This is a genomic window from Pseudomonadota bacterium, assembly GCA_039028155.1.
In the GTDB taxonomy this organism is placed as follows: Bacteria; Pseudomonadota; Alphaproteobacteria; order SP197; family SP197; genus JANQGO01.
The window spans coordinates 47,640-59,174 of record JBCCIS010000033.1 but is presented as its reverse complement, the minus strand read 5'-3'; the positions used below and the strand labels follow the sequence as shown (position 1 = coordinate 59,174).

Genomic DNA, 11,535 nt, shown 5'->3' with positions numbered 1-11,535 from the left:
GCTGAACTGCTTCTCATTCGCTGAACAGTGCTGAACCTTGCTGCTTAACATACTTCAACAGGTTACGCCTCTGCTTCCCCTGTACTTGTTTCACTGATATGACCGAACCACACTTTCTATTCCCATTCTTTCCGCTTCTCTGGCTTTAATTCCTTGTTCCCTATCCTTGGTGCGCCTAGGGCATGCTGATCCCGAGACGTTTGGTTGGGGGAATTCCCTACTCCCCACCAGCACAGCTCTGCTTGTAGCACCTACACTCCCTTTTGTTGTGTTTTGCCTGTCCTGTTGTTCAACCGCGCTCCCATCCTGTTTCCCCTTGTGCCCGAGGCGATCAGTCTGATCTCGATTGCAAGCCACGGCATACCAACCCGGTTTCCCGAAGAAGCCCTGCAGGTTGCCGCCGACGCGGAGCCGGTGACGCGGTTGGGCAAACGCGAGGACCTGCGCGACATGCCGCTGGTCACCATCGACGACAGCGACGCCCGCGATCACGACGACGCTGTCTGGGCCGAGCCGGACAAGAATGGACGCGGCGCCTGGCACGCGGTTGTCGCGATTGCCGATGTCAGTCACTACGTGCGCCCGGGCAGCGCGCTCGACCGCGCCGCCTATCGCCGCGGCAACTCCGTCTACCTGCCCGACCATGTCGTACCGATGCTACCGGAACGTCTTTCCAATGACCTTTGTTCGCTGCGTCCGCACGAAGATCGGCCCTGCGTCGCCGCCCATCTATGGATCGGAAGTGACGGCGCGTTGCACCGATGGAAGTTCGTCCGCGGCCTCATGCGCTCGGCCGCGCGGCTTACCTATGACGAGGTCCAACGCCACCATGACGGTAAGCCGAGCGCAACAACCGGCGACCTTCCCGACGATCTGATCGCCAATCTCTATGGCGTCTATGATGCGTTGTGCAAAGCCCGTGCCGAGCGCGGCGCGCTCGATATCGAACGTCCGGAACGCAAGGTCGTCGTCGGCGAGGACGGCAAGGTCGCCATGATCGAGCAGCGTATCCGTCACGACAGCCACAAGCTGATCGAAGAGATGATGATCGTCGCCAACGTCGCCGCGGCGAAGGCGCTCGAAGAACGGCGCATGCCGGCGATGTACCGCATTCACGATCAGCCCTCGCCGGAAAAGGCGGAGGCGTTGCGCGAATATCTGGAAAGCCAGGGCTTGAGCCTGCGCAAATCGCCACAACTACGCCCGCGCGACTTCAACCAGATTCTGAAACGTGTGAATGGCACTGACCAGCAGGACGCCGTGAACGAAGCGGTCCTTCGTAGTCAGGCGCAGGCCGAGTACGCGCCCGAGAACATCGGCCATTTTGGCTTGGCCTTGCCGGCCTACGGCCACTTCACCTCGCCGATCCGGCGTTACGCCGATCTCTTGGTTCATCGCGCCTTGATCGGTGCTTTCGAGCTGGGCGGCGGCGCCCTGCCCGGCGACGCCGGCGCGGCGTTCGACAAAGTCGGCGTTCATCTCTCAGCCATGGAGCGGCGCGCCACGCGCGCTGAGCGCGACGCGGTCGACCGCTTCGTTGTCTCGTTCATGGCCGACCGCATCGGCGCCACCATGACCGGGCGCGTGACCGGCATCGGCCGGTTCGGCCTGTTCGTGCGTCTGGATGAGACCGGTGCCGACGGCCTTCTGCCGGCAAGCCGCCTGCCCGGTGGCCCTTTTCGTTTCATGGAAGGACGCCAGCAACTGGTCGGCCACGGCGTAAGGTACGATCTGGGCGAGCCGGTCACGGTGGAGGTCGCGGAAGTCGAGCCGGTGACCGCCGGATTGAGCTTCAGCCTGGTCGAAGGCGGCTCGGAATCGTCGGGTCGGGCGCAGCGCCCCAAAAAACCGGGCGGCAGAGGCAAATCCGCCAAAAAGGGCAAAAAAAGCAAAACGAAGCGGCGTGATCGGCGTCATTGAGGCTGAGTCGCCTCCGGTTAGAATTGCGGCTACAATGTGGCGCACAACAGAGCGCCCGAACGCGGCGCCGACACACAGGGGGCCCTTATGAGCGCAGATGCAGCCGTGAAGCCAGATCCAGCCAACGAATCCGCAAAACCGACACCGGTCCAGCGGCGCTGGCTGCAACGCGGGCTTGATCAGCCCGGCGGCAAGCTGCCCCTGTTTGATGAAGACGGCCGCGAGGTCGATCCGCGCACGATCAGAAGCTGCGTTCGCCAAGGCTGGGCCGAACCGTGGATCGCCAACCCGATCAAGCCGGACTGGCTGGTCTGCCGCCTGACCGACAACGGCCGCGCCATCCTCGGCGAGGCCTAAGGCCGCCAGACTTGGCCGCACCGGGTGCTGGACACGCGCCCGGCAATTGAGGAGCATGCCGCTTCCTCGTCTTCTTTTAGGTTCCCACCATGCCGGAGACTACGCCGCCTAAGGTGCGGCCGCGCGACGCCGCCAGCATCGTTCTGCTCCGTGGCAGGGGCGACAACCCCGAGGTCCTCATGGGCCGGCGGCGCAAGCGCGCGAGCTTTCTGCCCAACATCTATGTCTTTCCCGGCGGACGGGTCGACAGACATGACCGTGTCGTGCCCGCAGGCCTCGACCTGCCTGAGGAGCTGAAACAGAAACTGACGCGGCGCACCACGCAAGCGCACGCGACCTCGATCGCCATCGCTGCGTTGCGCGAGACCCACGAGGAGACCGGCTACCTTCTTCTGAACAAAGCAATCCGCGACGTGTTGGAGAATGCTCCACAGTCCGCCTATTGGCATGCGCTACGCCAAGCCGGCGGCGGCCCCGACCTCATGTCGCTGGACTATATCGCGCGCGCTCTGACGCCAACCATGTCGCACAAGCGCTTCAACACACGCTTCTTCCTGGCGAACGCCAACAATGCCGAAGGCGAATTGATCAAAGACGGCGAATTGGAAGACCTGCATTGGCTGCCGCTCAGCGAGGCGTTCCGGCTGCCCATTGTCGACGTCACGGAGTTCGTCCTGCGTCAGGCCGAACAACGTTGGCGCGAAGACCGCCAGTTAAAACGCACCGCGCCGGTGCCCTTCCTCCACTATATCGGCATGCGTCAGCGCATCGATCATGAGTGACGTTGTTCTGACCGGGCAGCAGCGGCGGTCGTGCCTGATTGCCCTGATTGCTTCGCTCGCCGTCATGGCCATTACGACAGGCATGACTTGGCCGTTGCTGGCCGAGATTCTACGCGATCAAGGCGTCGACGAGTCGATTATTGGGCTGAGCGCAGCATCCCAGTTCATTGGCACAATCATTGTTTCGTTCTTGGCGACGCGGATCATTCCAAGACTTGGTTTCTTTCGGGCAACACTGACAGGCATGGCCTTGGTCTTCGTGACCATCCTGCTGATCCCCGCCTTTCGCGACGTGCTCGTGTGGTTTCCCCTTCGGTTTGTCTTCGGCATCGGCAACGCGTTGTTGTTTCTGGCCGGAGAAACCTGGATCAATCGGATCCTGGACGACCACTCGCGCGGCCGGTGGATCGGTGTTTACAGCACCGTCGGCATGGCCGGCTGGGCCCTTGGTCCCGTCATTGCCGGAACCGTCGACGGTAGCGGTTGGACGCCCTTTCTGATTGCAGCGGCATGCATCGTGCCAGCAACGCTGCTTTTACTGCCGACACGATCCATCAATCTGGACACCAGGACCAAACAAGCGGACGAAGCGACAGGATCGACAATGTGGCTGGCTTTCGTCGCGGCGCCCACGGTGTTGCTGTCGGCTGCCATGTTCGGGTTTATCGACGGTGCCCTGCTGTCATTCGGCCACCTCTACACCATGGATATGCTGGGCAGTGAGCATCGCGACATCGCCTATGCCGTCATCTGGACCGGGCTGATCGGCGCCGTCGTCTGGCAGATGCCCCTTGGCTGGCTAGCCGACCGGGTCGACCGCGGTTGGATGTTGGTCGGCTGCGTCGCGACGATTGCTGTTGCCTGCGCCCTGCTACCCCTGGTGATCGACGGTGGCCTGGCGCCTTGGTACAGCCTCCAAGGCCTCGCGCTGTGGGTCACGCTCATCGTGTGGGGTGCGGCCATGGGCGGCACATTCACGGTCGGCATGACGCTCTTGGGTCAGCGCTTCACCGGCCAGGCCCTGATTGCCGCCAACGCTGTTTTCAGCTTGTTTTTCGCGGTCGGCGGTCTCACAGGCCCATTCAGTGTCGGCAGCGCCATGTCGGCCTGGGGACCGGAAGCCTTCCCCGCAACGCTGTTAGGCGTCGCCGTTGCCTACTGCGCGTTTGCCGCGTATCGCCAGGCAACCAGGCGGCGCCGATTGGCCACCGGATCCATGTAGCCAGGCCGCCTCTGTGCTTGACAGGCCGGCCGCCATCAGTATGGTCCAGCGCTCGAATGACCAAGCACTTAAGGTGAAGGTCCCATGGCAAAGCCGGCGACCATTTTGATCAAACTGGAGAGCACCGCGGACACCGGTTACTACTATGTAACCAAGAAGAATCCGCGCACCCAGACGGAAAAGCTTCAGTTCAAGAAGTACGACCCCGTCGCGCGCAAGCACGTGCTGTTCAAGGAAACCAAGCTGAAGCACTAAGCCAGCCTGGTTGCGTGCCGCGCCAACAGGCGTGGCGTTCACGTCTCCAGACCTGTTTCCGGTATCGGCCATGTGATGCGTGGCCGCTTCGAACGCGTGCTCACAACTCGGTCACGCGCGAACTCAGGCTTCCGACGACAGCAGCTCCTCAGACGCACACGCCACCCGGTTGCGTCCTTCAGACTTCGCCCGGTAGAGCGCCCTGTCGGCGCGCGCCAACAGGTCTTCGGGCGTATCGTCGGCGCCCTTGTTGACGGCGACGCCAAGGCTGATCGTCACATCGATCGAGAGATCGGATTTGGCAATCGCGAAAGCGGTGTCGCTGACACCAAGGCGCAGACGATCGGCGACGGATTCGGCGACCGAGAGCGTCGTGTCCGGCATGACGACAACAAACTCCTCACCACCCAGCCGCGCCGACAAATCGCTCGACCGCGTGCACTCGATCATGCGGCGCGCGAGTTCGGCCAACACCTCGTCACCAACCGCGTGGCCGTGCGTGTCGTTAACCTTCTTGAAGTGATCGACATCCAGGATGATCACCGAAAGCGACTTCCTGTTCTCGACCGCGCGTTCGAACTCGCGGGCCAGATGACTGACCAGATAGCGGCGATTGTGCAGCCGGGTCAGCTCATCCATCGACGCCGCGGAGACACTCTCTTCCAGGTTCATGCGCAGGCGGTCCTGGTAATGCTTGCGGCGAACCTGGGTGCGTACCCGGGCGATCAGCTCGTTGCGGTCGAGCGGCGTCATGACGTAGTCGGTCACGCCCAGATCGAGCGCCTTGGCGAGCTGCTCAAGATCGCCCTCCTCGACCAGCGCCAGGATCGGGACCAGCCGCGTCGCCGGGCGGCTGCGCAACTGGGAGCAGACCCTGAGGCCGTCCACGTCTTCCAGGGTCAGGCTGATGATCACGACGTCGAAATCGCTGACATCGGCCAGGCGCAACGCTTCGGCGTCGTCACGTTCGACGGTGACCTCGTTCGATTCGCTGAGCGCCTCGTTGATCATGCGCGCGCGTGAATCAAAATCCTCCAGCAGCAGAATGCGGCCGCGCTGCGGGCTCGTGTCATCGGGGAGAATATCGTCGACATCGGTCGAGGCGGCGCCGGCCTTGAGGCGCAGGCGCAACTCGTCGAACGTCACCTTGAACCTCAGAAGCGACCTGACCCGCGCCAGCAGTGCCAGGTCCTCGACCGGCTTGGTCAGGAAGTCATCAGCGCCGGAGCTGAGGCCGACGACACGGTCTTCCGTCTCCGACAGCGCGGTCACCATGACAATCGGGATATGCATGGTCGACGGTTCGGCGCGTAGCCGCCGGCACACCTCGAACCCATCCATGCCCGGCATCATGACGTCGAGCAGAATCAGATCCGGACGCTCCGTCGTCGCGATCTCAATCGCGGACGGACCGTCGGATGCCGTCAGAACGTCGTAGTACTCACTGGTGAGCTTGGCTTCCAGAAGCTTGACGTTAAGCGGCTGATCATCAACGACGAGTATGCGACCGGTCATCTAGTCCCGTGGCTCACTCTAAGAAACGCTTAACGGTATCAAGGAACGTCTGAACCGAAATGGGTTTGGCGATGTAGGCATCGCAACCCGCACTCAGGATCTTCTCTTCATCACCCTTCATGGCAAGAGCCGTCACAGCTACAACCGGCACCTCAGCCGTCGACGGTTCCGCCTTGATCCACTGCGTCACCTCAAGTCCCGATGCCTCCGGCAACTGGACATCCATGATAATGAGGTCGGGAACATGCTGCTTGGCCAAACGAAAGGCCTCCTCGCCGTTCATCGCCCGAACGGTTTCGAAGCCACTCGCGTCGAGAAGATCGTTGAAAAGCTTCATGTTGAGCTCATTGTCCTCAACGATCAGCACAGTTTTGGCCATAGATGATATCCGCGCCAGTTTCTCACCCTAGGTGTATCGGCCATGCTCATGCATGCCCGCAGCGACCACCGCAGACAAATGCTGTCCGCAACGTCCCGCATTTCCCATAAACTACCTCGACCGGAAGAAATAACACACCACAACCTATGGCTCGAAATTCATCTTCGGTACGTGTTGTGATCGCGGCCACTCAATTTGGCAGCCAACACGCGTTTCCTCCCGCTATGGTAGCATAACCATGACATCTGCCCAGCGTGCAATCTCTCCCGACGTCGCAATGCAGATCGACGCGCTGCCCCTGGACAACCATTTGCCGCTTCTGATCACCGACGCCGACGAGGTCCTGTTCGGCTTCATGGCTGCTTTTGAACGTTACATGGAGAGAAACGGTGCGTTTTTCGATTGGTCTTCTTACCGGCTCAACGGCAACATTCGCTACCAGAGTGACCGTTCACCACTGGACGGACCGGCCGTCAAGGACCTGCTTCTGGGCTTCTTTCGCGACGAGACCCGCCACATTGACGCCGTTGATGGTGCGGCGGAGACACTTGCCCACCTCAACCAAAAGATGCAGGTCGTGGTGTTGACAAACCTGCCGCACGATCACCGCGATGACCGCCGCCACGCCCTCATGCGGCACGGCATGGATTACCCGTTGGTCACCAACGAAGGCTCCAAGGCCCCGGCAGTTAACGCTTTGGCCGCTCGTACACGGGGCTTCGTCGCCTTCATCGATGACTCTCCCAACCACCATCACGAAGTGGCGGGCGTTAACGATGTCCACAAGATTCACTTCGTCAGCAACCAGCGCCTATCCAGTCTCCTGGGACCCGTCGAGCACAGCGACTTCAGCGCCCAGTCCTGGCAAGACATCCGGGACAATCTGGAACGCCAACTCGAACGCCACGGTCACTAGGCGATGAGGCTGGGCGTCGATCTGGGCGGCACGAAGATCGAAATCGTCGCATTGGACGACGACAACCGCGAGATCGCACGCCGACGGATCGCGACACCGCGCGACGACTATGACGGCACCCTCACCGCCATTCGCAACCTCGTCCTGGATACCGAGCATCACCTCTCTGTCACATGCACTGTCGGTGTCGGTATCCCTGGCTCGCTCTCACCAGCGACAGGTCTGATGCGCAACGCCAACTCGACCTGGCTGAACGGCAAGCCGTTTGACCGCGACCTCGCCGCAGTCCTCGCTCGTGATATCCGGATCGCGAACGACGCCAACTGCCTAGCACTGTCGGAGGCACGCGACGGCGCGGCCAAGGATTACCCGGTCGTCTTTGCCGTCATCCTGGGTACAGGCGTCGGCGGTGGCATCGCGATCAATGGACGGTTCATTGAAGGGCTCAACCGGATCGGCGGCGAATGGGGTCATAACCCGCTGCCCGACAGGCACGATGACGAACGACCCGGCCCACTCTGTTACTGCGGGCGAAACGGCTGCATCGAGACATATCTGTCCGGTCCCGGGCTGGCGCGAGATCACTTGGCCGCAACAGGCGAGTCGGTTACAGCCGAAGACATCTGCGCTCGCGCGCAAGCGGGCAATGAGGCAGCCCTGCAGAGCCTGGAGCGCTATGAAGATCGCTTGGCGCGCGCGCTGGGCAGCGTCATCAACCTTATCGACCCCGATGCCGTGGTTCTGGGTGGCGGTCTGTCGAAGGTCGAGCGGCTCTACGCCAATGTGCCCGCGCTGTGGCAGCGCTACATCTTCTCCGACATCGTCAAGACCGCGTTGGTGCCAGCCCAGCACGGCGACTCAAGCGGTGTCCGCGGCGCCGCCTGGCTGTGGGCTGATTGAGAGAACCGTTATGAACAGTCGGGACTGGGCAGCGCTTCGAGCTCGGAGAGCGTGCTCTCGACGGTGAAGGTGCCGTAGTCGAAGACCAGCCGACGAGCGACGCCGTTGTCCTGGACGTCGGCCCCGATCTCGACCTGCGGCAATGGATCGACCGTGTCGTGCGGGTAATAGGCAAGACGCATGGGCCAGATCGTCACCTCGCCACCAGCGTCACCTTCAAACGTCTGCACCTCAGGCGCGGCAAGCACGGTGGTGACGTCGAAGAGGACCGACCCGTCGGTACCGTCGTACACAAGATGGCTCATGATCCGCTCGCCGTTCTCCGCACGCGCCAGGATGTCGATCAGTTGCGCCGTCGGGAAGGTCGTGCCCTTCGGCAGGACAAACTGACCGGGCTCTGGTTCATCAAGAACCAGCGAACCATCACCGCCCTGGCTCGCCAATCGGGCCGAACCGCTGGCGAACTCGGCGCCGCCCGGTTCGCGAACCGTGCGATCCTCGAACGAAAAGTCGAGGCCATCCTTGCTCTCGATCGTGTCGAACGCTGACGACGTGGCGAACGTCGCATCCTCGCGCGAGACCTTCAGGAACAGCCTCTGGCCCACCAGCCAGGCATCGCACGTCTCCTCCCAGGTCAGCAGCAGGGTGCCACGCACCGAGACGACGCCGCTGGTGCCCGACGACTTTCCCAGTGTCATTTCGTAGACCGCGCGATGCGGCAGCATATCGGCAGCCTGAGCGCCGAATGGTGTGGCCACAACGGCGAGAATCACCGCGAGGCCGGGTGACAACAGACTTAAGCAGGAGCGTTGGCGTTTTTTCATCTGTCTAATAAGGTGCCGGCCGAATCGCCGGTCAACCAATCTTCCCTGGAAAGTTACACGATGTCCGAGAAACCACGCGTCCTGGTGACGCGCCGCCTGCCTGATAACGTCGAAACCCGACTAAAGAATGACTATCGCCCCGACCTCAACCCGGATGATCAACTTTATCCCGGCGATGAGCTTGTGGCCAGGAGCGCCGGTGTCGACGCCATTCTGCCCTGTCCGACCGACAAGATGACCGCCGACGTCATCAATGCGCTGGACGATAGCGTTAAAGTGATCGCTACCTTCTCGGTCGGTCATGAACACATCGATGGCCAGGCTGCGGCCGCGCGCGGCATCACCGTGACCAACACGCCGGACGTGCTGACCGACGCGACAGCCGAGATTGCCATGTTGTTGATCCTGGGTGCGGCGCGCCGCGCCGCCGAAGGCGAGCGCATGATCTATGGCCAGACCTGGGGTGCATGGGCGCCGACCGCCATGCGCGGTATCGAGGTGACCGGCAACCGGCTCGGCATTCTGGGCATGGGCCGGATCGGTCAGGCGCTCGCCGATCGCGCCCGCGGCTTCGGCATGGATGTGCACTACCACAACCGCTCGCGCCTGCCCGCCGACAAGGAGAAAGGCGCGACCTTCCACGACGACCTCGACGGCCTGCTCGCGGTCAGCAACATCCTGTCGGTCCACTGCCCGTCATCGCCGGAGACCATCAAGGTGATCAACGCCGAGCGGCTTGCCAAGCTTCCCGACGATGCGATTGTCGTCAACACGGCGCGCGGGAATGTGGTCGACGACGACGCACTGATCGCCGCGCTCAAGTCCGGCAAGCTGTTTGCCGCTGGTCTCGACGTCTATGACGGGGAACCGGACATTCATCCGGGTTATCGCGAGCTGAACAACGCGTTCCTGCTGCCGCATCTGGGCAGCGCAACCCGAGAGACCCGCGACGCCATGGGCTTTCGCGCGCTCGATAACCTCGACGCTTTTTTCGCCGGCAAAGAACCGCCCGACCGGGTGGTCTAAGCGCTGGTCTCTGGGACCAGCCGCCGCGGCAACGAAAGCCCGATCGCGGCCAAGAGCAGGACCGCGCTGACCAGATAGGGCCAGGCGAACGGTTCAGCGAAAACCAACACGCCGATCAGCAACGCGGTCACGAGTTCCGCGCTGCCGGCGATCGCGGCCCTGGCGCCCCCGGCAAGCGCGGCGCCGAACAGGTTGAAGGCGTTTGACATCACGCCGGTCACCAGGGCCAGGCAAACCGCACCCAACCAACCCGCCGGGGCGTTGGGAACGACGGTGTCGAGAACCGCCAAGGAGACCGGCAGCGCGACAGCGAGCGCGCCCAGATTGACGCCGTTAATCCGAGCCGCCATGTGGGTTGCCGGTCCGATCTCCGCGGCCAAGGTCAGATAACCGGCGAACCCCATCGGGCCCAGAAAGGCGAACAGCAGGAGCCCAACCGTGATGCCCTGATCGGCGTCCGGTCGCACGATCAGGGCTGCCGCCAGCAAGACCAGGATCACCGCACCCAACAGACGCGGCGTCATCGGTTTGCCAAAGAAGGCCCGCCCAAAGATCAACGTAAAGGCCGGATAGGTGTAGAAGATGAGAATGACGAGGGTGACCGGCAGGCTGGCATAGCTGTGGAACAGCGACACCGTGCCGACGCCCATGGCCAGGCCGGCACAAAACGCCCGCCCGCTGTAATGCCAGGCCCGCGCACCCAGGACCAGCATCGCCGGCGCCATCAGCAGCAGCCCGCCACCGTAACGCCACAAGAGGCCGGTCTCAGGCGTCAACCCGCCCGAATAACCCCAGTACAGGAACAGGGGCAGAAATCCGAAACCAACCGCGCCCAAGGCAACGCTTCCGATGCCAAGCAGGATCCTTTCGGCGCCGGGCTCCGGTGATGTCGGCGCGTTGATTGACTTGCCCACACAAACCCCCTAATTCGAGCGCCAACACCCTACCGACAGATAGCGAGGACAGCACCATGACCGGCCAGATTGACGCACGCCTGAAGGAGCTGGGCATCGAGCTGCCCGAGGCCGCCGCGCCCGCCGCCAACTACGTACCCTACGTGGTCAGCGGCAACCACGTCTTTGTCGCGGGCCAGATCACGCTGTTGAACGGCGAGCTGAAGTATCAGGGCAAGGTCGGCCAGGACTTCAGCGTCGATGAAGGCTATCAGGCCGCGCGCCTTTGCGCCCTCAACATCCTCGCCCAGGTCAAGGCGGCCTGCGGCGGCGATCTCGACAAGGTCAAGCGTTGCGTGCGCCTGGGTGGTTTCGTCAACGCCAATGGCGATTTCCACGATCACCCCAAGGTCATCAATGGCGCATCGGACCTGATGGTCGAGGTGCTGGGCGATGCCGGCCGCCACGCCCGTGCCGCCGTCGGCGCCCCTGCCCTGCCGCTGAACGTCGCGGTCGAAGTCGACGCCATCTTCGAGATCGCCTGAA

13 protein-coding genes are annotated in these 11,535 nt (G+C 62.5%); 9 read left to right on the top strand and 4 right to left on the bottom strand.

Annotated features, from left to right (window positions below; translation table 11 throughout):
* Positions 1-273 precede the first annotated feature (273 nt).
* The 5 genes from AAF563_16915 to rpmG all read left to right on the top strand — a co-directional run bounded on the left by AAF563_16915 (position 274) and on the right by rpmG (position 4,536).
* Positions 274-1,920 (top strand): VacB/RNase II family 3'-5' exoribonuclease, encoded by a 1,647-nt coding sequence (locus tag AAF563_16915; GenBank protein MEM7122964.1) that lies wholly within the window; start codon positions 274-276, stop codon positions 1,918-1,920.
* 87 nt (positions 1,921-2,007) lie between these two features.
* A complete protein-coding gene (locus AAF563_16910) occupies positions 2,008-2,277 on the top strand; it encodes a hypothetical protein (protein ID MEM7122963.1) in 270 nt (89 codons plus the stop codon).
* 89 nt (positions 2,278-2,366) lie between these two features.
* A complete protein-coding gene (locus AAF563_16905; GenBank protein ID MEM7122962.1) occupies positions 2,367-3,059 on the top strand; it encodes an NUDIX hydrolase in 693 nt (230 codons plus the stop codon).
* Positions 3,052-4,281 carry an MFS transporter gene (locus tag AAF563_16900; protein MEM7122961.1) on the top strand — a complete coding sequence of 410 codons (1,230 nt, stop codon included), beginning with the start codon at positions 3,052-3,054 and terminating at the stop codon, positions 4,279-4,281. The genes AAF563_16905 and AAF563_16900 overlap by 8 nt, the downstream gene beginning before the upstream one ends.
* An 84-nt stretch (positions 4,282-4,365) precedes the next feature.
* Complete coding sequence (gene rpmG / locus AAF563_16895; GenBank protein ID MEM7122960.1) at positions 4,366-4,536, top strand: 50S ribosomal protein L33; 171 nt, start codon at positions 4,366-4,368, stop codon at positions 4,534-4,536.
* 123 nt (positions 4,537-4,659) lie between these two features.
* Here the strand turns inward: rpmG and AAF563_16890 are convergent, their stop codons facing one another.
* On the bottom strand, positions 4,660-6,051 hold the full coding sequence (locus tag AAF563_16890; protein ID MEM7122959.1) for a PleD family two-component system response regulator: 1,392 nt from the start codon (positions 6,049-6,051) through the stop codon (positions 4,660-4,662).
* 13 nt (positions 6,052-6,064) lie between these two features.
* Positions 6,065-6,430 carry a response regulator gene (locus AAF563_16885; GenBank protein MEM7122958.1) on the bottom strand — a complete coding sequence of 122 codons (366 nt, stop codon included), beginning with the start codon at positions 6,428-6,430 and terminating at the stop codon, positions 6,065-6,067.
* A gap of 238 nt (positions 6,431-6,668) precedes the next feature.
* On the opposite strand from AAF563_16885, the gene AAF563_16880 reads away from it, so the two are divergent.
* Positions 6,669-7,346, top strand: coding sequence for a hypothetical protein (locus AAF563_16880; protein ID MEM7122957.1), 678 nt, complete (start codon positions 6,669-6,671; stop codon positions 7,344-7,346).
* Positions 7,347-7,349: 3 nt separating this feature from the next.
* Positions 7,350-8,246: an ROK family protein gene (locus AAF563_16875; protein ID MEM7122956.1), complete on the top strand. Its 897-nt coding sequence runs from the start codon at positions 7,350-7,352 to the stop codon at positions 8,244-8,246.
* A gap of 8 nt (positions 8,247-8,254) precedes the next feature.
* Here the strand turns inward: AAF563_16875 and AAF563_16870 are convergent, their stop codons facing one another.
* Positions 8,255-9,004 carry a DUF1849 family protein gene (locus tag AAF563_16870; protein ID MEM7122955.1) on the bottom strand — a complete coding sequence of 250 codons (750 nt, stop codon included), beginning with the start codon at positions 9,002-9,004 and terminating at the stop codon, positions 8,255-8,257.
* A 126-nt stretch (positions 9,005-9,130) separates the two neighbouring features.
* On the opposite strand from AAF563_16870, the gene AAF563_16865 reads away from it, so the two are divergent.
* Positions 9,131-10,096, top strand: coding sequence for a D-glycerate dehydrogenase (locus AAF563_16865; protein MEM7122954.1), 966 nt, complete (start codon positions 9,131-9,133; stop codon positions 10,094-10,096).
* Here AAF563_16865 and AAF563_16860 read toward each other — a convergent pair.
* On the bottom strand, positions 10,093-11,010 hold the full coding sequence (locus AAF563_16860; protein MEM7122953.1) for a DMT family transporter: 918 nt from the start codon (positions 11,008-11,010) through the stop codon (positions 10,093-10,095). The two genes, AAF563_16865 and AAF563_16860, sit on opposite strands and share 4 nt — an antisense overlap.
* A gap of 56 nt (positions 11,011-11,066) precedes the next feature.
* Between AAF563_16860 and AAF563_16855 the strand changes: the two genes are divergently transcribed.
* Complete coding sequence (locus tag AAF563_16855; protein MEM7122952.1) at positions 11,067-11,534, top strand: RidA family protein; 468 nt, start codon at positions 11,067-11,069, stop codon at positions 11,532-11,534.
* Position 11,535 lies beyond the last annotated feature (1 nt).

What these genes read in the sequence shown, in the direction of transcription:
- AAF563_16910 (MEM7122963.1), top strand. Translation starts at nt 2,008, where the DNA reads ATGAGCGCAGATGCAGCCGTGAAGCCAGATCCAGCCAACGAATCCGCA.
- AAF563_16905 (MEM7122962.1), top strand. Translation starts at nt 2,367, where the DNA reads ATGCCGGAGACTACGCCGCCTAAGGTGCGGCCGCGCGACGCCGCCAGC.
- AAF563_16900 (MEM7122961.1), top strand. Translation starts at nt 3,052, where the DNA reads ATGAGTGACGTTGTTCTGACCGGGCAGCAGCGGCGGTCGTGCCTGATT.
- rpmG (MEM7122960.1), top strand. Translation starts at nt 4,366, where the DNA reads ATGGCAAAGCCGGCGACCATTTTGATCAAACTGGAGAGCACCGCGGAC.
- AAF563_16890 (MEM7122959.1), bottom strand. Translation starts at nt 6,051, where the DNA reads ATGACCGGTCGCATACTCGTCGTTGATGATCAGCCGCTTAACGTCAAG.
- AAF563_16885 (MEM7122958.1), bottom strand. Translation starts at nt 6,430, where the DNA reads ATGGCCAAAACTGTGCTGATCGTTGAGGACAATGAGCTCAACATGAAG.
- AAF563_16880 (MEM7122957.1), top strand. Translation starts at nt 6,669, where the DNA reads ATGACATCTGCCCAGCGTGCAATCTCTCCCGACGTCGCAATGCAGATC.
- AAF563_16875 (MEM7122956.1), top strand. Translation starts at nt 7,350, where the DNA reads ATGAGGCTGGGCGTCGATCTGGGCGGCACGAAGATCGAAATCGTCGCA.
- AAF563_16865 (MEM7122954.1), top strand. Translation starts at nt 9,131, where the DNA reads ATGTCCGAGAAACCACGCGTCCTGGTGACGCGCCGCCTGCCTGATAAC.
- AAF563_16855 (MEM7122952.1), top strand. Translation starts at nt 11,067, where the DNA reads ATGACCGGCCAGATTGACGCACGCCTGAAGGAGCTGGGCATCGAGCTG.